General features: G+C 64.8%; 27 protein-coding genes. 12 read left to right on the top strand and 15 right to left on the bottom strand.

The window, feature by feature from the left end; all coding sequences use genetic code 11:
* Nucleotides 1-10: 10 nt before the first annotated feature.
* Both FJW05_RS12840 and FJW05_RS12835 read left to right on the top strand, forming a co-directional pair.
* Nucleotides 11-1,555 (top strand): sigma-54 dependent transcriptional regulator, encoded by a 1,545-nt coding sequence (locus FJW05_RS12840; protein WP_140632394.1) that lies wholly within the window; start codon nucleotides 11-13, stop codon nucleotides 1,553-1,555.
* Between the two features lie 379 nt (nucleotides 1,556-1,934).
* Nucleotides 1,935-3,797 carry a DUF882 domain-containing protein gene (locus FJW05_RS12835; RefSeq protein WP_140632391.1) on the top strand — a complete coding sequence of 621 codons (1,863 nt, stop codon included), beginning with the start codon at nucleotides 1,935-1,937 and terminating at the stop codon, nucleotides 3,795-3,797.
* A gap of 82 nt (nucleotides 3,798-3,879) precedes the next feature.
* On the opposite strand, the gene FJW05_RS12830 is transcribed toward FJW05_RS12835, so the two are convergent.
* Nucleotides 3,880-4,773, bottom strand: coding sequence for an AraC family transcriptional regulator (locus tag FJW05_RS12830; RefSeq protein ID WP_140632388.1), 894 nt, complete (start codon nucleotides 4,771-4,773; stop codon nucleotides 3,880-3,882).
* Nucleotides 4,774-4,959: 186 nt separating this feature from the next.
* Between FJW05_RS12830 and FJW05_RS12825 the strand changes: the two genes are divergently transcribed.
* The gene (locus FJW05_RS12825) at nucleotides 4,960-5,709 is read left to right on the top strand and encodes an SDR family oxidoreductase (protein WP_140632385.1); all 750 of its coding nucleotides are present in this window, start codon (nucleotides 4,960-4,962) and stop codon (nucleotides 5,707-5,709) included.
* 9 nt (nucleotides 5,710-5,718) lie between these two features.
* Here FJW05_RS12825 and FJW05_RS12820 read toward each other — a convergent pair whose 3' ends face one another.
* Entirely contained in the window at nucleotides 5,719-6,357 is a 639-nt protein-coding gene (locus FJW05_RS12820; protein ID WP_140542829.1) for a 2-dehydro-3-deoxy-phosphogluconate aldolase, read from the bottom strand.
* 171 nt (nucleotides 6,358-6,528) lie between these two features.
* Here FJW05_RS12820 and FJW05_RS12815 point away from each other — a divergent pair, with 171 nt between their 5' ends.
* From FJW05_RS12815 to FJW05_RS12805, 3 genes are all read left to right on the top strand, one after another.
* Nucleotides 6,529-7,446: a rhodanese-related sulfurtransferase gene (locus FJW05_RS12815; RefSeq protein WP_140632382.1), complete on the top strand. Its 918-nt coding sequence runs from the start codon at nucleotides 6,529-6,531 to the stop codon at nucleotides 7,444-7,446.
* Nucleotides 7,447-7,569: 123 nt separating this feature from the next.
* Nucleotides 7,570-8,295 (top strand): tellurite resistance TerB family protein, encoded by a 726-nt coding sequence (locus FJW05_RS12810; protein WP_140632380.1) that lies wholly within the window; start codon nucleotides 7,570-7,572, stop codon nucleotides 8,293-8,295.
* Between the two features lie 239 nt (nucleotides 8,296-8,534).
* Nucleotides 8,535-9,296, top strand: a complete 762-nt coding sequence (locus FJW05_RS12805) for an SDR family oxidoreductase (protein WP_140632377.1) — start codon at nucleotides 8,535-8,537, stop codon at nucleotides 9,294-9,296.
* Between the two features lie 46 nt (nucleotides 9,297-9,342).
* On the opposite strand, the gene FJW05_RS12800 is transcribed toward FJW05_RS12805, so the two are convergent.
* Both FJW05_RS12800 and FJW05_RS12795 read right to left on the bottom strand, forming a co-directional pair.
* A complete protein-coding gene (locus FJW05_RS12800; protein WP_210239094.1) occupies nucleotides 9,343-9,687 on the bottom strand; it encodes an SHOCT domain-containing protein in 345 nt (114 codons plus the stop codon).
* Between the two features lie 215 nt (nucleotides 9,688-9,902).
* Complete coding sequence (locus FJW05_RS12795) at nucleotides 9,903-11,087, bottom strand: pyridoxal phosphate-dependent aminotransferase (protein ID WP_140632374.1); 1,185 nt, start codon at nucleotides 11,085-11,087, stop codon at nucleotides 9,903-9,905.
* Between the two features lie 82 nt (nucleotides 11,088-11,169).
* On the opposite strand from FJW05_RS12795, the gene FJW05_RS12790 reads away from it, so the two are divergent.
* The 4 genes from FJW05_RS12790 to denD are packed head-to-tail and all read left to right on the top strand — an operon-like array spanning nucleotide 11,170 to nucleotide 14,088.
* Nucleotides 11,170-11,856 (top strand): GNAT family protein, encoded by a 687-nt coding sequence (locus FJW05_RS12790; protein ID WP_140632372.1) that lies wholly within the window; start codon nucleotides 11,170-11,172, stop codon nucleotides 11,854-11,856.
* A gap of 13 nt (nucleotides 11,857-11,869) precedes the next feature.
* Complete coding sequence (locus tag FJW05_RS12785) at nucleotides 11,870-12,853, top strand: cation diffusion facilitator family transporter (RefSeq protein WP_140632369.1); 984 nt, start codon at nucleotides 11,870-11,872, stop codon at nucleotides 12,851-12,853.
* A 51-nt stretch (nucleotides 12,854-12,904) separates the two neighbouring features.
* On the top strand, nucleotides 12,905-13,111 hold the full coding sequence (locus FJW05_RS12780) for a hypothetical protein (RefSeq protein WP_140632366.1): 207 nt from the start codon (nucleotides 12,905-12,907) through the stop codon (nucleotides 13,109-13,111).
* A 2-nt stretch (nucleotides 13,112-13,113) separates the two neighbouring features.
* Nucleotides 13,114-14,088, top strand: a complete 975-nt coding sequence (denD, locus tag FJW05_RS12775) for a D-erythronate dehydrogenase (protein ID WP_140632364.1) — start codon at nucleotides 13,114-13,116, stop codon at nucleotides 14,086-14,088.
* A 148-nt stretch (nucleotides 14,089-14,236) separates the two neighbouring features.
* Here the strand turns inward: denD and FJW05_RS12770 are convergent, their stop codons facing one another.
* The 4 genes from FJW05_RS12770 to FJW05_RS12755 all read right to left on the bottom strand — a co-directional run bounded on the left by FJW05_RS12770 (nucleotide 14,237) and on the right by FJW05_RS12755 (nucleotide 18,292).
* A complete protein-coding gene (locus FJW05_RS12770) occupies nucleotides 14,237-15,343 on the bottom strand; it encodes a nickel/cobalt transporter (protein WP_140632361.1) in 1,107 nt (368 codons plus the stop codon).
* Between the two features lie 103 nt (nucleotides 15,344-15,446).
* Nucleotides 15,447-16,115, bottom strand: a complete 669-nt coding sequence (locus FJW05_RS12765; protein WP_140632359.1) for a DUF1007 family protein — start codon at nucleotides 16,113-16,115, stop codon at nucleotides 15,447-15,449.
* A 78-nt stretch (nucleotides 16,116-16,193) separates the two neighbouring features.
* Entirely contained in the window at nucleotides 16,194-17,093 is a 900-nt protein-coding gene (locus FJW05_RS12760) for a LysR family transcriptional regulator (RefSeq protein WP_140632356.1), read from the bottom strand.
* 2 nt (nucleotides 17,094-17,095) lie between these two features.
* Nucleotides 17,096-18,292: an amidase gene (locus FJW05_RS12755; protein ID WP_140632354.1), complete on the bottom strand. Its 1,197-nt coding sequence runs from the start codon at nucleotides 18,290-18,292 to the stop codon at nucleotides 17,096-17,098.
* Nucleotides 18,293-18,831: 539 nt separating this feature from the next.
* Here FJW05_RS12755 and odc2 point away from each other — a divergent pair.
* Together odc2 and FJW05_RS12745 are read left to right on the top strand one after the other, a co-directional pair.
* Nucleotides 18,832-19,965 (top strand): ornithine/lysine decarboxylase, encoded by a 1,134-nt coding sequence (gene odc2 / locus FJW05_RS12750; RefSeq protein ID WP_140632351.1) that lies wholly within the window; start codon nucleotides 18,832-18,834, stop codon nucleotides 19,963-19,965.
* Nucleotides 19,966-20,308: 343 nt separating this feature from the next.
* On the top strand, nucleotides 20,309-20,833 hold the full coding sequence (locus FJW05_RS12745) for an N-acetyltransferase (protein ID WP_246673401.1): 525 nt from the start codon (nucleotides 20,309-20,311) through the stop codon (nucleotides 20,831-20,833).
* A 144-nt stretch (nucleotides 20,834-20,977) separates the two neighbouring features.
* On the opposite strand, the gene FJW05_RS12740 is transcribed toward FJW05_RS12745, so the two are convergent.
* The 7 genes from FJW05_RS12740 to flhA all read right to left on the bottom strand — a co-directional run bounded on the left by FJW05_RS12740 (nucleotide 20,978) and on the right by flhA (nucleotide 26,311).
* Nucleotides 20,978-21,262, bottom strand: a complete 285-nt coding sequence (locus FJW05_RS12740) for an SCP2 sterol-binding domain-containing protein (protein WP_140632349.1) — start codon at nucleotides 21,260-21,262, stop codon at nucleotides 20,978-20,980.
* 190 nt (nucleotides 21,263-21,452) lie between these two features.
* Nucleotides 21,453-21,983, bottom strand: a complete 531-nt coding sequence (locus FJW05_RS12735; protein ID WP_095766351.1) for a hypothetical protein — start codon at nucleotides 21,981-21,983, stop codon at nucleotides 21,453-21,455.
* 31 nt (nucleotides 21,984-22,014) lie between these two features.
* Nucleotides 22,015-22,434 (bottom strand): hypothetical protein, encoded by a 420-nt coding sequence (locus FJW05_RS12730; protein WP_140542843.1) that lies wholly within the window; start codon nucleotides 22,432-22,434, stop codon nucleotides 22,015-22,017.
* Nucleotides 22,435-22,442: 8 nt separating this feature from the next.
* Nucleotides 22,443-23,012, bottom strand: a complete 570-nt coding sequence (locus FJW05_RS12725) for a rod-binding protein (RefSeq protein ID WP_246673386.1) — start codon at nucleotides 23,010-23,012, stop codon at nucleotides 22,443-22,445.
* Between the two features lie 70 nt (nucleotides 23,013-23,082).
* Nucleotides 23,083-23,469 (bottom strand): hypothetical protein, encoded by a 387-nt coding sequence (locus tag FJW05_RS12720; protein ID WP_140632346.1) that lies wholly within the window; start codon nucleotides 23,467-23,469, stop codon nucleotides 23,083-23,085.
* Nucleotides 23,470-23,474: 5 nt separating this feature from the next.
* Nucleotides 23,475-24,227, bottom strand: a complete 753-nt coding sequence (gene fliR / locus FJW05_RS12715; protein ID WP_140632344.1) for a flagellar biosynthetic protein FliR — start codon at nucleotides 24,225-24,227, stop codon at nucleotides 23,475-23,477.
* Nucleotides 24,224-26,311 carry a flagellar biosynthesis protein FlhA gene (flhA, locus tag FJW05_RS12710; RefSeq protein WP_140632341.1) on the bottom strand — a complete coding sequence of 696 codons (2,088 nt, stop codon included), beginning with the start codon at nucleotides 26,309-26,311 and terminating at the stop codon, nucleotides 24,224-24,226. Before flhA ends, fliR begins: the two co-directional genes overlap by 4 nt.
* Between the last annotated feature and the right edge of the window lie 84 nt (nucleotides 26,312-26,395).

The following is a 26,395-nucleotide window of genomic DNA, read 5'->3' as shown; positions in this document are numbered from 1 at the left end:
TCAAACAGTCATGACAGGTTCCATACTCATAGTCGATGACGATCCGGTACAGCGCAGGCTGGTCGAGGCCGCGTTGACCAAGTTCGGCCACACCGCGATCGTCACGGACAGCGGCGCCGCCGGCCTCGACGTGCTCGACGGGCCGAACGCGCCCGAGGTCTCCGTCGTCATTCTCGATCTCGTCATGCCCGGTCTCGACGGCATCGGCGTGCTGAAGGCGATGCGCGAGCGCGCCATCAACATTCCCGTCATCGTGCAGACCGCCCAGGGCGGCATCGAAACCGTCGTCTCGGCGATGCGGCACGGCGCCTTCGACTTCGTCGTCAAGCCGGCGTCGCCCGACAGGCTGCAGACCGCGATCTCCAACGCGCTCAAGGTGGAAGCCGTCGAGGACGAGATGAAGCGTGCGTCGCGACGGCGCGGCGGCGGCCATCTCACCTTCAAGGACATGATCACGCGCAGCCCGGCAATGGACCGTGTGATACGCCTCGGGCAGAAGGCGGCGGCCTCCAACATCCCGATCCTGATCGAGGGCGAATCCGGCGTCGGCAAGGAACTGGTGGCGCGCGCCATCCAGGGCAGCGGCGACCGCCGCTCAAAGCCCTTCGTCACGGTCAATTGCGGCGCTATCCCCGACAATCTGGTCGAATCGATCCTGTTCGGCCATGAGAAGGGCTCGTTCACCGGCGCCTCCGAAAAGCACACCGGCAAATTCGTCGAGGCGCATTCGGGCACGCTGTTCCTCGACGAGATCGGCGACCTGCCGCTCGACGTCCAGGTCAAGCTTTTGCGCGCCGTGCAGGAAGGCGAGGTCGATCCTGTCGGCGGCCGCTCGACCGTCAAGGTCGATATAAGGCTGATCTCGGCCACGCATCGCAACCTTCTGCAGCAGGTCAAGGACGGCAAGTTCCGCGAGGACCTCTTCTACCGGCTGAACGTCTACCCGATCTTCGTGCCGCCGCTGCGCGACCGACGCGACGACATTCCCTACCTGGTCCGGCATTTCATGGAAAAGGTCGCTCCGACCGATCCGCGCCGCCGCCTTGCCGGCATATCTGCCACGGCGCTTGCGATGCTCCAGGCCTATGACTGGCCGGGCAACATCCGCCAGCTGGAAAATGCAGTCTTCAGGGCGTCGGTGCTTGCCGAGGGCGACGTGCTGACAGAGGAGGAATTCCCGCAGATCCGGGCGCAGGTGGAAGGAACGGTCAATCTCGAGGCGGAACCGGGGTCCGCCATCACCGATACGGTTGCGGATGCGACGCTGCATGGGGATGAGGTTGCCGACACGACGGGGCTTGCCTTGTCCGACGGCGAGGCGTCAGCCAGGCCGCAGCCGCGTTTCGGAACGCTTCGCGCGCTCGATGAGCGCGGCAATGTGCGGGCGCTGGCCGACGTCGAACTCGAGATGATCAAACTTGCGATCGACCATTACAACGGCCAGATGAGCGAAGTCGCCCGCCGGTTGGGCATCGGCCGCTCGACGCTCTACCGCAAGTTGAAGGAATATGGCATTGATCCCGAAGCTGGTCGCGTCGACCGGCTTGCCTCGTGACAGGCAAGGCTCGAACCAGCTTGCCTGCCTAAAATCCGAGTCAAATTGTCGCTTTTGACCTGAAAACGCTTGGTTTTCAGCGGTTGGCGTTGCCGAGGATCACGCATTAACGCTAACGGTAACAGATCGTGTTCTGAGCGAGGCCGGATTGTTGATATAAACCAGCGGTTTACCACGAAATGCTGTGCATCATTTTTGACGGGATATCGCCACGGTGTTACCGCATTTCGGCTTCAATAAACGATGATTAACCATTAGGATCGATATTCGGATGTGAAAACCACGCATCCGTTTGGTCAAATCCGGGGACAAACGGCAGCCTGCAAGGCCTTTTGATTTGAACGAAGTCGAACGACATAAAAACGGGCGGCATTTTCACATGAGCGTCTGGCCGAGGTGGCTGACGTTCGTGATTTTGGCCGTCGGTTTTCTGTCCGCGGCGACATCGGGCGCCCGGGCCGAGGTTCGTACGCTCAAGCTTTATCACCTGCACACCCACGAGAAGGCCGAGATCGTCTACAAGCGCAATGGCCGCTACGATCCCGAAGGCCTGCGCAAGATCAACATCATCCTGCGCGACTGGCGCCGCAACGAGCCGACCAAGATGGACCCGCGGCTGCTCGACCTCGTCTGGGAAGCCTATCGCGAAAGCGGCGCGACCGACTATATCCAGGTCGTCTGCGGCTATCGCTCGCCGTCGACCAACGCGCTGCTGCGCTCGCGCAGCCGCGGCGTCGCCGAGAAGAGCCAGCACATGCTGGGCAAGGCGATGGATTTCTACATTCCCGGCGTGCCATTGAAGAAACTACGCAACATCGGCCTTAAGATGCAGGGCGGCGGCGTTGGCTATTACCCGACTTCCGGTTCGCCCTTCGTGCATATGGACGTCGGCAACGTGCGCCATTGGCCGGGCATCAGCCGCCAGGAACTGGTCAGCCTGTTCCCCAACGGCAAAACGCTGCATGTGCCGAGCGACGGACGCCCGCTGCCCGGCTATGAGCAAGCGGTGGCAGCGTACCAGGCCCGCAAGGGAGCCGGCACCCCGAACATCGAACTGGCCAGCGCCGGCGGCTCTACCAAGCGCTCCGGCGGCCTGCTTGCGGCCTTGTTCGGCGGCGGTGCCGACGAGGCCGACGACGCCGCCGACGAAAGTGCCCCGGCGCCCCAGCGGAAAGCCGTGAAGCAGGTTCAGGTCGCGAGCGCCGCCACGGCACGCGACAGCAATCTTCCGGGCATCGCGATTGTCTCGCCGAAGGATGCCAAGCGCGCCAGCATCCCGCAGATCGCGGATGACAGCGCCGACGAGCAGCAGCAGCCGCAGCAGGATACGCCGGAGACGATCATCGCCGCCCTGCCGCCCAAGGAAATCCCGTTGCCCGACTTCGCGCCGCGTCCGAAGGTCGATGTCGGCCAGCAGACGCCGCAGAACGTGCCGTTCGCCATGGCGGATGCCTCGGCGACGACCGAGCAGGCGGTTTCGACGGCGCAGGCGCCCGTGCCCGGCAAGGTTCCGTTCGGCACGGCCAGTGCCGCTGAGGCCGCGAGCGCCGACCCGGCGCAGGTAGCGGTCAACAACATCCCGCTGCCGACCTGGCGTCCCGACCGCTCGACGCTGGCCGAACTGGTGCCGAAGGACAAGAACGTGCTTCTGGCGCTGGCCGAAACCGCTTCGCAGGACAAGAGCGCGACCGACGCGTTCTCCGTGCTGCCGACCGCGCGGCCGCAGCCCGGCAAGCAGGACGAGATCAAAGCCGTTCTCGAACAGGCCAATGCCACTGTCGAGGCCGATGGCGTCGGCGGCGCCGAATACCAGCTTGCGTCGCTGACCGAGCGGGAGCCGCGCTCCGCGTTCAACGATCCGTCGGGCGTCGATGCGGCCTCGCCGCGCCAGGTCATTGCCGCGCTCCCGGCCGGGAGCGATCCGGCGCAGGCGATTGGCGCCGGCGTGAAGACGACGGCCAAGGAAGCCAGGGCGTCTGCCCACGATCTGAAGCCCGGGCCCAAGGCCATGGTGGTGGCGACGCCGCCGCAAGCCGCGCGCTGGGCGTTGGGCAGCGGCGTCAACATTGCCACGGTATCCGACCCGACGACAGCGCCGCGCTATGCCTACAACATCGTGCATACGCCGCCGAGCGAAGTGTATACGGCCGGCTTCCAGGCGGATGGCGGGGTGCCGGACGCAAGCCGGTTCACGGGCAACGCGGTGAAGTTCCTCTCGGTCGCGCGCTTCCAGACGAAATAGCGATCCTGCCAGACCCAACGCGGCCACTGATTGCATCCAGGTCCTAATCCCGGTCGGTGCAAGCCGGCCGGGTCTTTCATGCTCAGTCGACTTCCAGCGCAGCCGCTTCGCCCTTGGCCAGAAGTCGCGCGGCGTCGCGCGCGGGCGGCAATCCAAACTGACGCGCATATTCGCGGCTGAACTGGGAGGCGCTTTCGTATCCGACGGTGAAGGCGACAAGCGCCGCGCTGCCCGGTTTGGCGATCAGCAGATGGCGCGCCTCCAATAGACGAAGCTGCTTCTGATACTGGATCGGGCTCATCGCCGTCGCCGCCTTGAAATGGCGATGAAAGGCGGCATTGCTCATATGTGACAGCTCGGCCAGTTGCGTCACATCGATAGGCTCGTTGTAATGCGCCCGGATCCAGGCGGTGGCGCGGCGGATTTGCGAAAGGCGGCCGTCGGCGCGCGCGAGCTGGCGCAGCTTTTCGCCCTGCGGGCCTTGCAAAAGCCGGAACGCGATCTCGCGTTCGAGCATCGGCGCCAGAACAGGAATCTCGGCCTGCGTGTCGAGCAGCCGCAGCATCCGGCGCCACGCGTCGAGCAGCAAGTCATCGACTTGATTGGTCACGAAGCTATCGCCATCGATCGCCGGCTTGTGGTCGATGAGCAGGCCTGCGATCAGCTCGGTGTTGAGTGACAATGCGACGGCCATATAAGGCTGCGCGACGCTCGCCTCGAGCAACTGGCTGGTGGCGGGTGTCTCGACCGCGTAGACGAAATAGCTGCCGGCGCCGTAGGCAAGCGTGCGGTCGCCGATCAGCACCGTTTTGGTTCCCTGCAGGACAAAGAGCGTGGTCGGCTGACAGAGCTCGGGCAGCGGCGGCGTCGGGACTTCGCTGCGGCCGATCGTAACGCGCGGGATAGCGGTCTTCGTCCGCCGTCCGCGCGCATGGCGGCCGGCGATCACGATCAATTCGTGCAGCGTTTCGTTCATCGCTGCAGCATGTGCGATCCATGCAGACCGCGCAACCATGTGACGCGGCACCTTGGTGACGCGAAGACGCGCACCTGGTGACGCGAAGACGCGCACCTGAGAGGATTAGGCAAGAGGACGCGAGGATCCGGCGCGCGAAGCAGGTCGGTTGATGCCATGTCTAGGTCGCCAAGAAGGAGACCTGGAATGACGACGCAAAAGAACGCGCTGGTGACCGGCGCCAACAAAGGTATCGGGCTCGAGACCGCCAAGCGGCTGGCCGCCATGGGATTCAAGGTGTGGCTCGGTGCTCGCGACGCCGAGCGCGGCGAGGCCGCGGCGCAGGCACTGCGCGGCGAAGGGTTCGACGTCGAGTGGCTCGAACTCGACGTTACCAGCAACGATAGCGTGGCGGCCGCGGTCAAGACAGTCGCGGCGCGGGCGCCTGCCTTGGAGGTGCTGGTCAACAATGCAGGCTTTGCACCCGGCTATGTCGAGGCGCTCGGCCCGGACGGCCGCTATGAGCGGCCGCCGAGCCGCGAGAGTGTCGATGACATGAAAGCCACCTATGACGTCAACGTCTTCGGCCCGGTTCGGGTCACACAGGCGTTTCTGCCGCTGCTCCTGGCAACGCCCGCAGCCCGGGTCGTCATGGTCAGCAGCTATATGGGCTCGATCGCGCGCGCGTCCGGCGACAGCCAGTCGCCCAATCTCATGAGTTATGGCAGCTCGAAGACGGCGCTCAATGCCGTCACGGTGGCCTTCGCCAGGGAACTTTCGCCGCGCGGCATAGCGGTCAACGCCGCTGCTCCCGGTTACACTGCGACAGACCTGAACGGGGGCAGGGGGCACCGCACTGTCCAGCAGGCGGCCGAGATCATCGTGCGGCTGGCGACGCTGGAGGCCGGCGGACCGACGGGCGGCTATTTCGACGAGAACGGCCCGTTGCCCTGGTGATCCGGCGGATTAATTGGCGAGCTTGCTCGCCTCGCGCGCGAGTGCTTCGATCTCGTCCCACTTGCCGGCCCTGATGAGATCGTCGGGCGCGACCCAGGAGCCGCCGACGCAGATGACGTTGGGCAGGCTCAGATAGTCGGCGGCATTCCTGGCGGTGATGCCGCCGGTCGGGCAGAATTTCACGTCCGCCAGAGGCGAGGCGAAAGCCTTCAGCGAAGCGATGCCGCCGGACTGCTCGGCCGGGAAGAATTTCAGAAAGCGCAGGCCTGCTTCGCGCGCGGCCATGATCTCGCCGGGCGTGATGGCGCCGGGCAGCAGCGGCACGGGGCTGTCCTTGGCCGCGTCGAGAAGCTGGCCGGTAATGCCAGGGCTGACGATGAATTTCGAACCGGCGCGGGCTGCTTCGTCGAACTGCTTCGCGTCTAGAATGGTGCCGGCGCCGACCAAGGCTTCCTCGACCTCGGCGGCCACACGGCGGATCGCTTCCAGCGCATCGGCGGTCCGCAGCGTGATCTCGATCGCCGGCAGGCCACCGCGCGACAAAGCGCGGGCGAGCGGCACCGCGTCCGCGACATTGGCGATCTTCAGCACCGGGATGACCGGTTGACCGTTGAGAAGCGACAGGAGCTTTTCGGTCTTGCTGGTCATGTGCTGGTCTCCATCTCGATCATTTTAAACCGATTAGCAGAAGGCATTTGCCAAGTCCACGAAGGCCCAGCGTGTCGCGATGCCGCGCAGCGGATCGCCGACGGCTTTTGAGCCTCCTCCGCCTTGAAACCGCTTTCACCACGGTCTAGTGGCATGACCATGACAACAGCCATGGAAATTCAGCCAGTCCGCGTCGCCGCGCTCTATAAATTCGCGCGGCTCGACGGATACGAGGCCCTTCGAGCGCCGCTTGCCGCATTCTGCTGCGGGCGCGGCATCAAGGGCACGCTGCTTCTGGCGCATGAAGGCATCAACGGCACCGTTGCCGGCAGCGAGGACGCGGTTGCCGCGCTGATCGACCATCTGCAAGCCGTCGAAGGCCTTGCCGGTCTCGAAATCAAATACAGCGCCGCCGCCGAAATGCCGTTCCACCGCATGAAGGTGCGGCTGAAGCGCGAGATCGTCACCATGGGCGTCGAGGACATCGATCCGGCGGCGCGCGCCGGCACCTATGTCGCGCCGGCCGACTGGAACGCGCTGATATCGGATGCCGGCACGCTCGTCGTCGATACGCGCAACGCCTACGAAGTCTCGCTCGGCACTTTCCAGGGCGCGGTCGATCCCAAGACCACCAGCTTCCGCGAGTTCCCCGCCTGGGTCGAGCAGCATCGTGGAGAGCTCGAAGGCCGCAAGGTGGCGATGTTCTGCACCGGCGGCATTCGCTGCGAGAAGGCGACGGCCTATGTGAAGTCGCTCGGCCTCAAAGACGTCTTCCATCTCAAGGGCGGCATCCTGAAATATCTGGAGGACGTGCCGGCCGAAGAGAGCCTCTGGCAAGGCGAATGTTTCGTGTTCGACGAGCGGGTCTCCGTCTCGCATGGTCTGGTCGAGGGGGAGGCGGAGCTCTGCCGGGCTTGCCGGCATCCGCTGACGGTCGAGGACCGGCTGTCGCCGAAATACGCAATCGGCGTCTCATGCCCGCATTGCTTTGAAGCGCGCTCCGACGAGGATCGCGAGCGCTATGCCGAACGCCACCGCCAGGTCGAGCTGGCGCAAGCGCGCGGCGGCAAGCGCCATATCGGCAATTAGAGCGGCCAGTTCTGCGAGCGAAAAGCTGCCCCCGTCATTGTAATGTCGATGCACGGGGCCTACCTCTTGCCGGTCCGAAACCCTGCCCGGGCGCGTTCGGCCGGGCCCATTCTGGAGGCATTGATGCTCGATCCCAAGAAGCTGCTCGACGACCTTCTCGGCTCGCAAATCCCCGGGACCGGCTCGACTGTCCGCGACAAGGCGGGGCAGGCGGTGCAGATGGCGAAGGACAATCCGCTCGCCGCCGGCGCGCTGGCAGCCGTGCTGCTCGGCACCGGCACTGGCCGGCAGGTGACGGGCGCGGCCGTCAAGCTCGGCGGCCTGGCTGCGATCGGAGGCCTCGCCTACAAGGCTTATCAGAACTACAAGGCCGGCAAGGAGCCGGCGCCGGCCGCCGGCGAGCCGGAACTGTTACCACCGCCGGCCGACACGGCCTTCCACCCCTCGCAGGCGCCGCAGGGCGAGGCCGAGTTCACGCTGACGCTGGTCAGGGCGATGATCTCGGCGGCGAAGGCCGACGGCCATGTCGATGATGACGAGCGCAAGAAGATCGCCGACAAGCTCAAGCTCGCGGGCATCGGCGCCGAAGCGGAAAAGTTCCTGCTTGCCGAGCTCGAAAGCCCGCTCGATCTCGACACGCTGGTCGCCGGCGCCAAGACCGATGCGCAGAAGCTCGAGCTCTACACCGCCTCGCGGCTTACCATCGATCCCGACACGCGCACCGAGCGCGGTTATCTCGACCTGCTCGCCGGCCGCCTCGGCCTGCCGGACGCCCTGGTCGATCATGTCGAGGCGACGGTTTCGGCGGCCAAGGTGCCGGCCGGAACGGCGCCCAATTCACCGTGGTGATTCGGCTTGGTAAACGTCCTTCGGGGACGCCTTGCCGGTCGTTAATCTTCCGTTAACCCAGCAAGCGCATCATTCTAATCAGTCGGACCGGCTTTTCCTCCTCCCAAGCGCGGTTCAGATCGGGGCGGTCGCCAATGGCCGCCCTTTTTGTTGGCCTTTTCTTTGTTGCCAACAGCGGCTTGCCATCATCCCTGCCATTTGCGATGCCACGTCTTTCCATCCATGACCGGAGGACGGCGATGACAGCCATAGCAGAGAAGACCGCCATCGTTACCGGCGCCGGCACCGGCATCGGCAAGAGCGTCGCGACGGCGCTGCTCAAGGCAGGCTGGAACACGGTGTTCTGCGGCCGCCGCAAGACGCTGCTGGAAGAGGCGATCGCCGATGCGGGCAAGACGCAGGCCAAGGCATTGGCCATCTCCTGCGACATCAGCAAGGCCGAGGAAGTCGACGACATGTTCGAGACCGTGCTCGAAGGCTTCGGCCGCGTCGACCTGCTCTTCAACAATGCCGGCATGGGCTACAAGTCGACACTGATCGACGAGATCCCGGTCGAAGTCTGGAACGATGTCGTCGGCGTCAACCTGACGGGATCGTTCCTGTGCGCTCGCGCAGCCTTCGGCGCCATGCGTCGGCAGAAGCCGATGGGCGGCCGCATCATCAACAACGGCTCGGTGTCGGCCTATGCGCCGCGCCCGGGCTCCGCGCCCTATACGGCGACCAAGCACGCGATCACCGGGCTCACCAGGACGCTGGCGCTCGACGGCCGGCCCTTCGACATCGCCTGCGGCCAGATCGACATCGGCAATGCGCTGACCGAGATGGCGCAGCCGATGACGGTGGGCGTGCCGCAGGCCAATGGCTCGATCGCCGCCGAAGCGGTGATGGATGTGCAGCGCGTCGCCGACGCGGTGCTGCATATGGCCAGCCTGCCGCTCGACGCCAATGTGCTGTTCATGACCGTGATGGCGACGAAGATGCCGTTTGTCGGGCGCGGATGAGCCGGCGGCGCCGGGCCTAACCGCTCACACTTTTCCTGGAATTGCTTTAGTCGCCGAGCACTCGGCGGCGTTCCTCGAACTCGTTCTTGTCGATCTCGCCGCGCGCAAAGCGCTCCTTGAGAATGTCGAGAGGCGTGCGACCCGGCGACGTCTGATGGGGTGGCACCGCGCCCGGCCCCCGCTGCCAGCGGGTGACGGCACCCACAAGGACGACGAAAAAGAGGATCATGAACAACGGACCGAAAATCATCGCCCAACCTCCGCCCCACCACATCATCCCAGGACCATAGGCATATCTGTCGGCATCCAATGCCTGTGCACACGCGGCCCCGGGGACAAGGGCCAAGACGCCGCTGATTGCGGCCGCCGATTTCATCAAGCCTTTGCGCATGGGGTCTGTCCTGACGTTGCATGCGTAATCCTACGACGTGGGGCAGTCCGGCACCTTGCGCTGGATCAAACACCTGCCTGCGCCCGGTCATCATGCGGTGACGATGTTTGCAAAGACCATGCCGGCGGATTCCGGCCGGCCGCAAGGATGCAATAATGGTGGCTCGGGGCGAGCCACTCACCAGAGGGGAACATCGCCGACCGAGGGAACCGAGCTCACTTTGCCAAAAACGCCTCGATCCGCTCCAGCGCGCGCAGGATGTTCTCCTCGGAATTGGCGTAGGAAAGCCGGATATAGCCTTCGCCGAGCACGCCGAAATCGGGGCCGCCGATGAGCGCCACGCCGGCATCCTCGAGTAGCGCCGAGGCAAGCTTCTTGGCCTTCCAGCCGGTCTTCGAGACATTGGGGAAGGCATAGAAGGCGCCCTTCGGCGTGATGCAGGAAATGCCCGGCAGCGCGTTCAGCCCTTCGACCACGATCTTCCTGCGGTTGTCGAAGGCGCGCATCATCTTTTCGACGTCGTCCTGCGGGCCGTCGATCGCGGCGATGCCGGCATACTGGCTCGGCGCGTTGACGCAGGACCAGCAGTTCACCGCCAGCTTGCGAACCTTGTCGTAGAGATGCGCACCCTTGTCGCCGTTCGGCCAGATCGACCAGCCCATGCGCCAGCCGGTCATCGCCCAGGTCTTCGACCAGCCGTTGAGCACGATCAGCCGGTCGCGGATCTCGGGGAAGTTGAGTAGCGAGCAGTGGGTCTCGCCATCATAGGTCATGACGTCATAAATCTCGTCGGACATGATCGCGACCCCAGGGTGCTTCTCCAGGCCCTTGACCAGCTTCTCGATCTCGGCCCGCGGGGTGACGCCGCCGGTCGGATTGGCGGGCGAGTTGAGGATCAGCAGCCTGGTCCTGGGCGTGATCAGCGCCAGCGTCTCGTCGGCCGAGAAGGCAAAGCCGTTTTCCTCGCGGATCGGCACCGGCACCGGCGTCGCGCCGGTGAACTCGATCATCGAGCGGTAGATCGGAAAGCCGGGATCGGGGTAGAGGATCTCGGTGCCGGCCTCGCCGAACATCAGGATCGCGGCGAACATGGTCGGCTTGCCGCCGGGCAGGATCATCACGTTCTCGGGCGACACCTCGACGCCGGTGGTGGTCAGAGTGCGGCGCACAACCGCCTCGCGAGTGGCCAAGAGGCCGTTTGCCGGCGTGTAGCCATGGTGGCCGTCGCGCAGCGCCTTGATCGCCGCCTCGACAATGTGCTGCGGCGTCTTGAAGTCGGGCTGGCCGATGCCGAGATTGACGATATCGCGACCCTGATGGGCAAGCGCGGTAGCCCTCGCCAGCACCGCGAAGGCATTTTCCTCGCCGAGACGGTCGAAGGCCGCGATCGTGTGGAGCATTTTTCCCGTCCCTGTGGTTCTTTCTGTGAGCGAGCGTTTTTGTGACCGTCCGCCAGCAAAAGTCAAACGGATTGGAGTGGCCGTGTCGGAAGATCTGAAGAATTGGCAGCCGCGCCCGCGGCCGGAACGAAAGCCGATCGAGGGACGCACGGTCAGGCTCGAGCCGCTGAGCGCGGCAAGGCATGGCGATGGTCTTTACGAAGCGTCGTCGGTGCCCGACGCCGGCGGACGTTTCGCCTGGCTGCCGGACTATCCGCCGGAGACCCGCGCGGCCTTCCAGCCCTGGCTGGACAAGGCCGAAGCGAGCGAGGACCCGCTGTTCTTCACCGTCATCGACAGAGCGAGCGGCAAGATCGCCGGGCGTCAGACGCTGATGCGCATCGACGCCAATAACGGCGTCGGCGAAATCGGCAACATCTATTGGGGTCCGCTGATCTCGCGCAAGCCGGCCGCGACCGAGGCGCAGTTCCTGTTTGCGAAATATCTCTTCGACGATCTCGGCTACCGCCGTTACGAGTGGAAGTGCAACAACCGTAACGAACCATCGAAGCGCGCCGCCGAGCGCTTCGGCTTCAAGTTCGAAGGCATCTTCCGACAACACCTTGTGGTCAAGGGTGAAAGCCGCGACACGGCATGGTATTCGATCATCGACAAGGAATGGCCGGCCTTGCGCAAAGCCTATGAGGGCTGGCTCGATCCGGCGAATTTCGACGGAGCAGGCGGCCAGAGGCGGCGGCTCGAGGATTTCCGCGCTGATTTCGGCGCGTGACAGGAGTTCAGCGATGGCGCATGACCACGCTTCGCACGATCATGGCCCGGCCGGTCACAGCCATGTGCATGGCTCGACCGACAAGAAACGGGTGCTGATCGCGACCTGCCTGACCGCGGGCTTCATGGTCGCCGAGGCACTGGGCGGCTGGCTGACCGGATCGCTGGCGCTGGTCGCCGATGCCGGGCACATGTTGGCCGACGCCATCGCGCTCGGTCTTGCCTGGTATGCCTTCCACCTGACGGGCCGTCCGGCCACCGGCCGTCTCACCTATGGCTTCGCCCGGGTGAAGACGCTGATCGCCTACACCAATGGCATCGCCATCTTCGTCGTCGCGCTCTGGATCGTCTACGAGGCCTGGGGGCGGCTGATGAATCCGGCGCCGGTGCTTGGCGGGCCGATGCTGGTGGTGGCGGTGGCAGGCCTTCTGGTCAACATCGCCTCCTTCTTCGTGCTGCATGGCGGCGATCGGGAAAGCCTCAACATGCGCGGCGCCATCCTGCATGTGCTGGGCGACCTGCTTGGCTCGGCCGCGGCAATCGCGGCAGCCCTCATCATCCTGGCAACCGGCTGGACGCCCATCGATCCGATCCTGTCGGTGCTGGTGTCGCTGCTCATTCTGTCGACGGCATGGTCGCTGATGCGCCAGGCGGCCCACGTCCTGCTCGAAGGCGTGCCGGCCAGCCTCGATCGCGACCTGATCGCCAAGGACATCGAAGGCGCGGTCAAGGGCGTGCGCGAGGTGCACCATATGCATGTCTGGTCGCTCGACGGGACCAGCAACATGGCGACGCTGCATGCTTGCCTGAACGACGGCGTCGATGCGCATGCCGCGGTGAGCGCCATCAAGAAACGGCTTGCGGCCGAGCATGGCATCGAGCATGCCACTGTCGAACCCGAATTCGGCCAATGCGCGGACAGCCATGACGAGCACGACCACCATCATAATCACGACCATGCGCATGATGCGCCGCGCGATCGCCGGCACTATCACTGATCGCGGCGTGATGATGAACCCGAACAGCCTCGAACCGAAGACCGCCAGCTGATGGATCGTGACACCCGCAACGCGGCGACCGCCGCGGCCGTGATACTGCTCCTGTTCGGCCTCGCAGCCTATTTCCTGCCGGTCATCATGCTGGCCGCGGGCAAGGTATCGATGGTGTTGGCAGCCGTTATTGCCGTCATCTTCATGGTGGGGTTGTTCGTCGTCCTGTGGCTGCGCGGACGCAGCCAGCGCAAGAAAGGTCTCTGAGGATGAGAATTCTGATCACGGGCGCCGCCGGCATGGTGGGCCGCAAGCTTATCGCACGGCTGGCCAGGGACGGTGCCTTGCGCGGGCGCAAGATCACGGCGCTCGACCTGCATGACATCGCGGCGCCGCCGGCGCCGGAGATCGCCGGCGTCGATGTTTCGATCCACACCGGCGATCTTTCCGCGCCCGGCGCCATGTCCGCTCTCGTGGCTCCGCGCCCGGATGTGATCTTCCATCTGGCGGGCATCGTCTCGGGCGAGGCGGAGGCTAATTTCGACCTCGGCTACCGCGTCAATCTCGACGGCACGCGCGCCCTGTTCGACGCCGTGCGGCTGGCGGCGTTCGCGCCGCGCCTCGTCTTCACCTCGTCGATCGCCGTGTTCGGCGCGCCGTTTCCGGATGTCATCCCTGACGAATTCCATCCGACGCCGCTCACCTCCTACGGCACGCAGAAGCAGATGAGCGAAGCGCTGCTTGCCGACTATACGCGGCGCGGTTTCTTCGACGGCATCGGCATCCGGCTGCCGACGATCTGCGTCCGCCCCGGCAAGCCGAACAAGGCGGCGTCGAGCTTCTTCTCAGGCATCATCCGCGAGCCGCTCGCCGGCCAGGAGGCGATCCTGCCGGTGCCGCGATCGGTGCTGCATACTCATGCCAGCCCGCGTTCGGCGGTGAATTTCCTCATCCATGCAGCCGAGATCGACGGCGACGGGGTTGGTCCGCGCCGCAACCTCACAATGCCGGGCGTCGCCGTCACAGTCGGCGAGCAGATCGAGGCGCTGGAGCGCATCGCCGGCGCCGAGGTCGCGAAGCGGATCTGCGAGCAGCCCGACGAGACCGTCTGGTCGATTGTCAAAGGCTGGCCGACGCGGTTCGAGGCCAGGCGGGCGAGGGAACTCGGCTTCGCCGCCGAAAGCAGTTTCGACGAAATTATCCGCGCGCATATCGAGGACGAGCTGGGCGGAAAGGTGCATTGATATTCAGGTGAGGCCGGCCTGCAAATGGCAGCCTCCTGCGCTTCCGGTGCTCACGTACTTAAGTACGCTCCGCTCCGGTTCTCGGAAGCCACCATTTTCGGCTCGGCCTGACCTGAATCTCAACGCACCTTGGCGAGCCGGCCTTAAATCAGACGCCGCCAGACAGGCTGGCCGACAACAGCAGCAGGCCGACCAGGAAGATGAAGGCCGCGCCGCCGATCTCGACGATCGAATGGATGCGGTTGCCGAGGCGTCCGTCGCCGGCGAAATAGACGGCCCAGTTCTTCGCCAGCACCGCTATCGTCGCCAGCGCCGAGACGGTGATCGCGGTGCCGATCGACATCGCCAGCACCGACAGCAGTCCGCCGACCCACAGGCCGTTGAGCAGCGCGAAGCTCAGCACGATCAGTGCGCCGGAGCAGGGGCGGATGCCGACGGCGGCCACCGCCGACCAGGCCGTGCGCCAGTCGAAGCGGTCGCCCGAAAGCATCGCCGGGTCCGGCGCATGCGAATGACCGCAGGCGTCGCAGACTTCGCCTGGGCCATGGTCGTGGTGGTCGTGGTCGTGATCGGCGTGATCGTGATCGTCATGCTCGTGCAGTGCATGCGCATGAGCGTGCGAATGCCCTGCATGCCCGCCATGCGAATGACCGGCATGAGCGGCCGACAGGCTGTAGGCAGGCGTCCTGCCGAACAGGCGCAGGATCGACGGCCCGAGCTTGCGCCACAAAAGCCAGGCGCCGAACAGCGTCACCAGCACGTAGCTCGAGATTTCGAGGAACCAGGCCGCGTCGGTCATCGAGATCGCGGTGCCGCGCAGCACGAAATAGGCAAGCATCATGACGACCACCGCCGTCAGCCCCTGCAGCATCGCCGAGACGAAGGAGAGCATGATGCCGCGTCTCAACGCCACTTCGTTGGCGACCATATAGGAGGAGATCACCGCCTTGCCATGGCCGGGGCCGGCGGCGTGGAAGATGCCATAGGCGAAGGACAGGCCGATCAGCAGCCAGAGCTTGCTGCCGTCCTGGCGCATCGCCTTCATGGCGGCCGCCAGCGAATGGTAGAACTCCTGCTGACGCAGATTGATCCACATCAGGATATGGGCGAACGGACCCGTTGCGGTCGGCGCCATGCCGTCATTGGTGCCGATGCCGAGCGAACTTTGCGCGTGCGCGACGACAGGCATATGGGCGATCACCAGGGTGGCGGCCAAGAGGCCGAGCGCTAAGCGGATTTTCGTGGGATGCCCCACGAATATCCGCTTGGATTCCCTTGTTTGTCGCAGCTTCCGATCGCAAAACCGTGAGACACTTTTGCAGAACCTGCTTGCGCGCAGCGACGGTTTCATCACCAAATCATCCTTCCGGCGGGCAGTTCAACTCGAGCTTGGTGGCGAAGATCTTGCTCATGTTGGTGCCTGTCGGATCGTTGAAGAACGCCTCCGTCAGGGTCTTCTGGTTTTCCTTGATCGCCTCGTCAGGATCGGGCCGGATGACCTTTTTGGTGCAGGTCGATGGCAGGCCTTCGACGGCAAGGTTGGCGTCGTCGGTGAAGTCGATCGCCGTATAGAAGGTCGGATCGTAGACGCCGATGTCGACTTTGCCGGCGAGCTTGATCGGCGTCTTCGGCTGCGACTCGAACAGGATGATCAGCTGGTCGTTGTCGAAGTTCGCCATCAGATGCGGCGGCGGCACCATCGGCACGTCCTTGCCGTCTTGGGTGACGAGCTGGAAATAGTTGAACTCGGCCAACGAGGAATGGACGGTGTCGGCCACTTCCTTGAGCTCTTTGTCGTCAAGTTTCAGATCGGAGTTCTTGTCGAACTCCATCATCACCGTACTCGAAAAAAGGTCATCGAAGCGCCAAAGGTGACGCAGCGCCGTCACACTTTGGTGATCCTGGCTGAGGATGACGTTGAGGCGAGCCTCGGCGAAGACATGCGGGTGCACTTCGGCCTGCTCGACCGAGGCGAATGTGGCCGCGAGGACCGAAGCCAGCATGGTTGCTTGCCGTTTCAGATGCATTCCGGGCCGCGATTCCATCGACTTCGGGAGTGAGACCCGAGAGTTAACATAAAGGGGGCGAAATTGGGACGCGGGTTATCACGCTGCGTCGCGCGTCTTGAACCACTGCACCAGGAAATCGACGAGGACCCTCACCTTGGCCGGCAGATAGCGGCGGTGCGGGTAGACGGCGAAGATGCCGGTGCCCGCCAGGAGACGATCGTCGAGCGCGGTGACCAGCTTGCCGGACGCGACGTCGGGGGCGGCGACGAAATCCGGCAGCATGGCGAAGCCCAGGCCGGAGAGCGCGGCGGCTCTTGCCACGATCGGGCTGTTGACCTCGATCGGGCCCGAAACGGCGACGCTGATGGAGTCTTCGCCTTCGCCCTTGAAGCGCCAGTTGGCCAGCGAGCGGCCGTTGGTGTCGACGATGCAGGGCATGTTGGCCAGATCCTGCGGCCGTGTCGGCTTGCCGTGCCTGGCGATCAGCTCCGGCGACGCGCAAAGCCTGACCGAGAACGGCGCCAGCCGCCTGGCGATCAGCGAGGAGTTCTCCAGCCGCGAGATGCGCACGGCAAGGTCGAAACCTTCCTCGACCAAGTCGACGAAGCGGTCGTCGAGATGGATGTCGAGCACGATGTCGGGGTGCTGCCTGGCGAAGTCGACCAGCGACTGACCGATCGGCGCATCGGCGAAGGTGCGGGCGGCCGACAGCTTGATCCTGCCGCGAACGTCGCCGGAAGACTGGCGCACAGCCTCGGCGAGGCTGTCGACCTCACGCACGATCTCGGAGGCGCGCTGATAATAGGTGTGGCCGGCTTCGGTCAGCGAGAACTGGCGCGTGGTGCGGTTGAGCAGCAGCGCGCCGAGCTCGTCCTCCAGCTCGCGCACATATTTCGACAACAGCGCCTTGGAGCGGCCGATCTTGCGCGCCGCGGCCGAAAAGCCTTCCGCCTCGACCACGTCGATGAAGGCGCGCATGCGCGTCAATGTGTCCATGGTCAGACCTTTCGTGCCGCGTCGAGAATCCTGCGGCCGAGCCGTATCAGGGCAACGTCGCTGCCGGAAGGGCCGAGCAGCGAAAGGCCGAAGGGCGCGTCGTCGACGGAGCCGACCGGCAAGGTGATCTGCGGAAAGCCCGAAAGACCGGAAAGACACAGGAGATGCAGCGCCCTTTCGCGATAAGCCTGAAACTGTTCGGGCGTGCTTGAAGCGAGCGGCGCCGCGCCGGGAACGGTGGGCAGCACCAGAAAGCCATTGTTGCCGAGCAGCGCCGCGAATTCGGCCCGGAACGCCAGGCGGCGCGCGGCTTCGGTGGCGGCAGTCTTGGCGTCGATGGTGCGGCCGAAGCCGAAACGCTCCTCGACGCCCGGGCTGAGCCGGCCGCCGGCCGAAATCCAGGGACCATGCTCGCGCCAGGCCTCGAAGGCCTGCAGGCGGCGGAAGCACCAGTAAAGCTCGTCGGGGAACGAGGCGAAAGCGTATTCGGTCTCTACCGGCTGGCCGATCACGCCGGCGGCCAGCGCCTTCATGCGCGCATATTCGGCGGCTTCGGCCGGACCCGTGACGAAGGCGTCAAGCCAGCGGATCGACAGCGGCCGGTTGAGCGGGTGCTGGTGCGGGTCGCGGCCAAGCAGCAGCTTGCCGACCGTCTCATAGGTCTCGATGTCGTCGGCGAACCAGCCGAACGTGTCGAAGCTCGATGCCAGCTTCATCGCGCCGTCGAGCGGGATGCGGCCATGGCTGGTGCGCAGTCCGATCAGGCCGCAGAAGCTCGCCGGCGCGCGGATCGAGCCGCCGGTGTCGGAGCCGGTGGCGATGTTCGCCAGCCCGCCGGCAACCGCGGCCGCCGAGCCGGAGGAGGAGCCGCCGGTGACGCGCCCGGGCGCGGCGGGATTGACCGGGTAGGGGAAATGCGCGTTCTGGCCGAACAGCGAGAAAGCCAGCTCGTCGGTCTGGGTCTTGCCGACGAATCGCGCGCCGGCGTCGAGGATCGTCTGCACCGCTTGCGCCGTGCTCGAGGCAGCGTGCGCCTCCTCGAATTTTTGCGGGTTGCCGCAGCCGGTGCGGTAGCCGGCGACGTCATAGATGTCCTTGACGGCAAGGCGAAGGCCTGCGAGCGGGCCCAATTCCGCATTCGCCACAGGCATTTGGCGCAGATCGAGGAAGGCGTTGAGCGGTGCTTGAGTTCCTGGCATCGTTCGATATCCGGATACAGTGCGGCAAGCATTGTTCGATGCCAGAAATTTTACAACCTGCGCATACGATTTTTATTGATTGTGAAATCCTTCGCTCCTATATCGCGCTTGCCCAAAGTCGCACGTGCCTGTGGGTGTCCGCCGATCCTCGAATGGTGAGGGCAATCGGTAAGGTAACTGGAGCCAACCCCTCCAGTCGGTCAGTGGCCAACCACAAGACCGAGGACACCTTGAAGCAACGACGGTGCGGGCCTTTCTGGTTCTCTTCCGGTTGTCCAAAGACCGGGGTTACTAAAGAGGCACACCTTCATTGCCGGCAGTGCGGACGGGTCTCCCATCCAAGCCAAGGCAGACAAAGCGAATCGAGGCCGGGCAAGGCCAAGGTTCATCGCCGCGAGACGGCATTTCATGGTTCCGGGGTCTCCACCGGCTGGTCCCATGGAATTGACGTCCCGCCTTTGTCCACCGCGTGTTCGCGAGGCCGACAGCCCGCGTCTCGCAGCCTTATTGCGCGCCGAAAGGCGTTATGGAGAGACCCGATGGCCACCCAGCGCATCCTTGATTTCCTCGCCACCCGACGTCCGAACGGCCCCTGCCTCGTCGTCGACCTCGATGTCGTGCGCGACAATTTCCGCGCCTTCGAGAAGGCGTTGCCCGATTCCAAGATCTACTATGCGGTGAAAGCAAACCCGGCGCCGGAAATCCTGCGCCTGCTTGCTGCGATGGGCTCGTCCTTCGACACCGCATCGGTTGCCGAGGTCGAGATGGCGATGGATGCCGGCGCGCCGGCGGACCGCATTTCCTTCGGCAACACCATCAAGAAGGAGCGTGACATCGCACGCGCCTACCAGCTCGGCATCCGCCTCTACGCTGTGGACTGCGTCGAAGAGGTCGAGAAGATCGCCCGCGTCGCTCCCGGCTCGCGCGTGTTCTGCCGCGTGCTGACCGACGGCGAAGGCGCGGAATGGCCGCTGTCGCGCAAGTTCGGCTGCGTGCCGGCGATGGCCGTCGACGTGCTGCGCCATGCCAAGGGCCTCGGCCTCGACGCCTATGGCGTGTCGTTCCATGTCGGCTCGCAGCAGACCGACCTGTCGGCCTGGGATCGCGCGCTGGGCGACGCCAGGAAGGTGTTCGCGACGCTCGCCGAGGAAGGCATCGTCTTGAAGATGGTCAACATGGGCGGCGGTTTCCCGACCCGTTACCTGAAGGACGTGCCGGCGGCCCAGGCCTACGGCCAGGCGATCTTCTCGGCCCTGCGCAAGCATTTCGGCAACGCGCTGCCCGAGACGATCATCGAGCCGGGACGCGGCATGGTCGGCAATGCCGGCGTGATCAAGTCGGAAGTCGTGCTGATCTCGAAGAAGGCCGACAACGACAATGTGCGCTGGGTGTTCCTCGACATCGGCAAGTTCGGCGGTCTCGCCGAGACAATGGACGAGGCGATCCGCTATCCGATCGTCACGCGTCATGACGGCTCGGAGACCGCGCCCTGCGTGCTTGCCGGCCCGACCTGCGATTCGGCCGACGTGATGTATGAGAAGACGCCTTATCCGCTGCCCTTGTCGCTGACCATCGGCGACGAGGTGCTGATCGAAGGCACCGGGGCCTACACGACCACCTACTCGGCGGTCGCCTTCAACGGCTTCGAACCTCTCCGATCCTACGTGATCTGAGCAGTTCGCAAGAAACCGCTCAGATCAAACCGGCGCGGGCGCCTGTCGCCCGCCCGGGCTCGCTTGTGGGACAGATCTCCGCTCGTGAAGGATCGCGGACATGGAATACCTGACCAAATCGGCCTTCGCGGCCACTGAAATTGCCCCCTCGTCCGGACCGTCGGCTGAGCTTTTCTCCGCGGGGGAGAACGGCTCGACGGCAGCGCTTCTCGGCGCATTTTCTTACGGCGAACCGGTTTCCACTTCGCCTGAAAATGCGTTTGCGCCCTCCCTGGCCCTGCGGGCACAGGCTGGCTCGCGCGGCGCGCCGGACGAGGGGGCCGCCCAGGCGCCTGCCTTCGTCATCCTTGGCGAAGGCGCGGGCGACGTCGCGGCGCGCGAAGCGCTGCTCGACCGCGCCATGGGGCCGAAGCGCAAGAAGAAGTCATCCGAGAAGCTGCGGCGCGGCCGCCGGCCCTCGGAAGGCCTGGCCTTTGTCGCCCGCGATGCGTCGGGCGCGGTCGTCGGCACGGTGCGGCTGTGGGATGTGAGGCTGGGCGAAGGCGGTCCGGCAGCGCTGCTGCTCGGCCCGCTCGCGGTCGAGCCGGGCTTGAAGAGCGGCGGCATCGGCTCGGCGCTGATGCGGCATGCACTCGCCGAAGCCGCGCGGCTCGGCCACGGCGCGATCCTGCTCGTCGGCGATGCGCCCTATTACGGGCGGTTCGGCTTTTCGGCCGACCGCACGGGAGCGCTTGCCATGCCCGGCCCCTATGAGCGGCACCGGCTTCTGGCGCTGGAGCTGAAGGAAGGCGCGCTGGATGGCGCCAAAGGCACGATCAAGGCCGCCGGCCGCAAGATCAAGGGACAGGCGCTGGGCTTCGTCGCCTGAAGCCTTTGTTTTCACGCAATTCCGGACGGAAGGCTACGGCGAAGGCGCCGAGCCTAACCGCTACGCACTTTTCCTGGAATTGCTCTAGGTTCGACAAAAACAGCAACGCCGCCCATCGGGCGGCGTTGCTGTTTTTGCAAAGGGTCAGCCGAGCAACTGGCTAAGCGCCATGGCGACGGTCATGTCGCCCTCGACCTTCAGCTTGCCGGACATGAAGGCCATGGTCGGATTGAGGTCGCCGGCAATCAGCGAATCCAGATCGTCGAGCGACAGCTTGACGGTGCAGTCGGCCGGCGCATCGGTGGTCGAGACGGTCGCACCGTCGATGACGATGACGCCGTCGCTGCCGGTGTCGAACTTGACCGAATGTTCGAAGCCGGCGCTTGCCACGCGCGACTTGATCTTGTCGGCAATCTCCTGAACGCCCATGGCGGTTCTCCTCGTTGGTTGCGTTGACGCGCACCGGCGCTTGGCCGCTGGGCGAGGTAGACGCGCCGCGCTCAGCGCGACCACAGGCGCATATAGCTTCGAGTTGACGTTTACGTCAACGCGGTGACCCTGCGTCATATCGCTTAGGGGAACTGGGCCATGTCTATCGCCGCCGGACGCGGCCAGGCAGTCAATGCTCCGGCGCCGCCTGGAAAGGCTTGGTCATCGCCGCCGCGGTGTCGCCGGCATTCTTGCGGCGCCGAAGCGCGTTGTCGCGGATATCGTCCTTGGACAGGAAGTTGACCTGGTCGATCAGCACCTCGTGCACCAGCTCGACGCCGACGCGGGTGTTGATGGTGTCACGGATCGACTTGCGGAAAGCGTCGAGATCGATCGATTCCTTCTTGGTGAAATCGATCTGCGGGTTGGAATAGAGATAGGAATAGACCTGGTCGGTCATCAGCGCCTGCGCCGGGATCGACAGCTTCTTTATCTGGTCCGGCTCCACCGTGTAGACGAGCTTGGTGAGGAAATAGCCCTCGATCGTGCCGTCGCGCAGCAGCGGCACCGAGATCATGTCGGTCTTGACATAGTCGAGGCCGCCCAGCATCGGCTTCGGCGGCTCGGCCGCGCCGCGCTGGCCCGCCGCCTGGAAGGAATAGAAGACCGCGCCGAGCGTCACGGCGCAGATCCACAGCGCGGCGGCGATGAATTTTATCACCGGGTCTGTCCTTGCGCCTCGACCATCTCAATCAGGCTCGCGCCATTCCGAACTCACCGGCCGAATAGGTGCCGTCGGTATCGGCGCGCTGGATGGCATTCCTCAAAAGCGTGGCGACTTCGTTGACCGCGTTGAGATGGGCAAGGATCGCCGCCTCGTTCCTGGCCAGCTTCTGGCGCAGCCGCAGCAGGCCTTCGCGATGCTGCTCGAGGAATTCGATCTCGTTGGCGCCCTTCATGGCGCGGTTCAGCTCGTAGAGATACCGGCTCTTGCGCGCGTTCGAGGCCTTGAGATCATAGGCCGTTCCGCTGCGGATGCCGGCGGTTTCCTCGTCCACGACTTCCTCGATGCGGCCGATGATGGCGGCGAGGTTGCCGGGTCGCGCAGCGGCGGGCGCCTCCATTGCGCTGGTGCGTGCGGGAAGGTTGGAAAGCTCCGTTTGGTCGGCCATGTAGGTCCCTAGATCTTGATATCTGTTTTTATGGTCGTCTCGTCGCCGGTCATCGACCGTGCTGCTTTGCGCTCAAGCTCCTCGACCATCGAGGTCGAAAGCCGGGTCTGCCGGTCGATCTCGGTTTTCTGCGCTCCGCCGGCAACCGGCCCGACCGGCACCTTGTGCTTGCCGTCAAGATAATGGTCGGCAAGCATGGATCGGGCGATGCCGATGCCGCCATGCGCGGCCATGGCATCGGCCACCTTTTCGGCGAGCTGCGACTTCCACATGTCGCCGGCCAGGCCCTTGCCGTAAACGCCCTCGGTGTCCTTGGGCATCATGTTCTGGATGAAGGTCGTCAGCACCATCGCCTCGAAGCGCTGGAACTTCTTCGCCGGATTGGCGGCTTCCGCCTTGTCGGCCGTTGCGCGCGAGAGAATGGAGCCGGCATCGACCGTCCCGGGGGGATCGAGCGCGAACGGTGCCGAGGCGCCATTCGCCCTTCTCGCGAGCGCTGCCCGCGCGGCCTCGACATCGGCCGGCTCCGCTGCGCGGGCGACGTCCATGACGATGTCGCTGGGTGGGGAAATGGCCAAGAAAGTCCGCCCTTTGCCGGTTTTGTTAGTTGCACAATGACTGAAGAAGCTTGTGGCAGGCTTGCGATCATCAGCCGTCGGAGGTTCGCTTCTGCATGATCAGATCGAGGCGCTCGCGGTCGGAGCGTTCGCGCTCGTCACGGCGGCGCTCGTCCTTGTAGGCGCGCTCGACCATGTTGGTGCGCGCCGTCGCGGTGGCGATCAGCGCCGCTTCCTGGCGGGCATTATCGAGGTTCTGTTGCTGTCGGCCGAGCGCGTCGGTGATGCGCCGGTGGTAAAGCGCGGGAAAGAGGCCGGCCAGCGACCTGTCGGTGTCGAAATGCTCGATCAGCTCCTTGGCCTCCGCTTCAGCCTTGACGGCGGCGGCGAGGAAGCCGGCGTGGCGGGTCTCGTGCAGCGCCTTCAACTGCCCCTGCACCTTGACCAGTTTCTTCAGGCGGTCCTTTCGCGCGGCCATGGAGCCTATCTCGCCAGCGTGAGATCGACGAAGCCGTCGACGAACAGCGACAGCAAGGTGCCGACGGCGAAATAGAAGATGATCATGCCGCCGGCGATGACGAAGGGCAGCGAGATGAAATAGACCGGGATCTGCGGCGTCAGCTTGTTGACGAAGCCGATCGTCAGATTGACCAGGATGGCATAGGCGACAAACGGGCTGCCGAGGCGGATGACCAGGAAGAAGGCATCCGACACCGTGTCGGTGACGTCGACCAGCGCCGCCTGCGGGTTGAAGAAGACGTTGACCGGAGCGACCGTGTAGGAGGCGACGAGCGCCTTGACGATCTCGTGGTCGAAGTCGAAGACGAAGAGCAGAAGCAGCGCCGAGAAGGAGATGATGGCGGCAAGCGCCGCCTGCGGTTCCGGCTCCTCGATCGCCGGTCCGCCCGAGCCGCCATAGCCGATCAGCATGGCGATGGCCGAACCCATGAAGCGCAGCGCCTCCATGTAGAGCCTGGTCATGGCGCCGATCAGGCCGCCGACCAGGAGCTCGGAGACGATCATCGGCGCCAGGACCTGCGGGCGCGGATCGACGAACGGGTAGATGCGGTCCCACAGGAACGCGAGCAGGCCGCCGGTGGCGGCGAGCGAGACGAACAGCCGGACCTGCAGCGGCACGCGGGCGCTGGACAGGCCGGGCATCAGCATGAAGCAGGCGCCGATACGGCAGAAGGCGAGGAAGGCGGCGATGACGACGCCTTGCGAGAGCGCGTTCACGAGATTGTTCCGAGCACCTTGATCTCGACGCCCTTGGCGATCTCGACATGGCTGAGAACGGGAAGCGTCGTGAACAGCCGCTCGATGATCATGCGCACATAGGGACGGGCGTCGGGCGCGGTGACGAGGACAAAACGCTCGCCGGCCTCGAGATGCTTGCGGATCGCCTTGGTGGCGTCCTGGCCGAATTCCTCGAGCTGGCGCGGATCGATGTCGAACTCGCGCACCTCGCCCTTGGCATCGCGCTTGAGGCTCTGGTGGAAGGCGAGGTCCCAGCGGTTGCCGAGGCGCAGCACCTTGAGCGTGCCGCCTTCGGAGAGGTCGCCGCAGATCTGCTGCGCCATGCGGATGCGCACGTGCTCGACGATCTGCTCGGTGCGGCGCACATGCGGCGCGATCTCGGCGATCGCCTCGATGATCAAATGCAGGTTGCGGATCGAGACGCGCTCGGCGAGCAGCAGCTTCAGCACGGCCTGCAGGCCCGGATAGGAGATGTGCGAGGTGCATATCTCGTCGGCGAGCTTGCGGTATTCCGGGTCGAGCCGCTCCAAGAGCGCCTTCATGTCCTTGTAGGACAGAAGCTGCGGCAGGTTGTTGCGGATCACCTCGGAGAGATGCGTGAGCAGCACCGACATGTTGTCGGCGAAGGTGAAGTTCTCGCGTCTCAGATCCTCGGCGAAGGTTTCGAGCACCGAATAGGCGCGCATGCCGAAGGCCGGCTCGCGGATTTCCTCGCCGGGGATTTCCGGCACGCCGCGCGTGCCAAGCAGCACCATGATCTCGCCGACGCGCATCTGGTATTCGGCGACCACCGTGCCGTGCACCTTGATCTGATAGCTCTTCGGCGGGATGGCGAAGTCGTCGGCGACGCGAACCTCCGGCACGACGAAGCCATATTGCTGGGCGAATTTTTTGCGCATCTTCGACATGCGGAACACCAGTTCCTGGTGCGCCACCATCAGCCTGGTCGAAAGCTGCTTGCCGATCAGAAGCTCGATCTCGGCAGTGACCAGCGAGGCCTTGACCGAGTTCTTCTCCTCCTCGACCTTGTTCGCCTTTTCCTGCGTCTTCAGGGCTTCGGCGGCGGCGCGCTCGCGGCTCAGGCGCAGCGGGATGATGTAGCCGAGGCCGGCCATGCCGCCGGCAAGCGCGAAGAAGGGGAACAGGGGCAGGCCGGGCATCAGGCCGAGGATGACCAGCAGCGAGGCCGCGACGTAGAGCGCGCGCGGATGCGCGCCGAGCTGGCCGAACACCGCCTGGTTGGTCGAGCCGCGCGTGCCGCCCTTGGAGACGAGCATGCCCGCGGCGAGCGAGACGATGAGCGCCGGGATCTGGGTGACGAGGCCGTCGCCGACCGACAGCTTGATGAAGACGTCGGCCGCCTGGCCAAGGCCCATGCCGTGGCGCAGATAGCCGATGGCGATGCCGCCGACGATATTGATGGCGGTGATGATCAGGCCGGCGATGGCGTCGCCGCGCACGAATTTCGAGGCGCCGTCCATCGAGCCGAAGAAGGAGCTCTCCTCCTCCAGCTCGCGGCGGCGCAGCTGCGCGGTCTTGTCGTCGATCATGCCGGCGGAAAGGTCGGCGTCGATCGACATCTGCTTGCCGGGAATCGCGTCGAGCGTGAAACGCGCGCCGACCTCGGCGATACGGGTCGCACCCTTGGTGATGACGATGAAGTTCACCACGATCAGGATCATGAAGACGATGAGGCCGATGACGAAGTCGCTCGACATCACCAGCTTCGAGAAGCCCGAGATGACATAGCCGGCGGCATGCGTGCCTTCATTGCCGTGCGACAGGATCATGCGCGTGGTCGCGATGTTGAGCGATAGCCGCAGCATGGTGGCGATGAGCAGCACGGTCGGGAAGGACGAGAAGTCGAGCGGCCGCTGGATCCACAGCGCCACCATCAGGATCAGCACCGAAAGCGCGATCGAGAAGGCGAGGCCGATATCGATGAGGAAGGCCGGGATCGGCAGGAACAGCACCGCCAGGATGAAGACGATGCCGAGCGCGAAGAAGATGTCGCGGCCGTTCTTGACCGCCAGGCCGGACGGTAGTGTTTCGCTGATCGCCATGTCGTCCTCAAATCCAGGGCCGCCACGCACAGGGCAGGCCGTTGACCGTAACTCTCCAAGCTTGCGCGAAAGTGGGAGAGCGGC

It is taken from the genome of Mesorhizobium sp. B2-9-1, assembly GCF_006439455.1.
In the GTDB taxonomy this organism is placed as follows: Bacteria; Pseudomonadota; Alphaproteobacteria; order Rhizobiales; family Rhizobiaceae; genus Mesorhizobium.
This window is presented reverse-complemented; position numbering and strand designations above follow the sequence as displayed.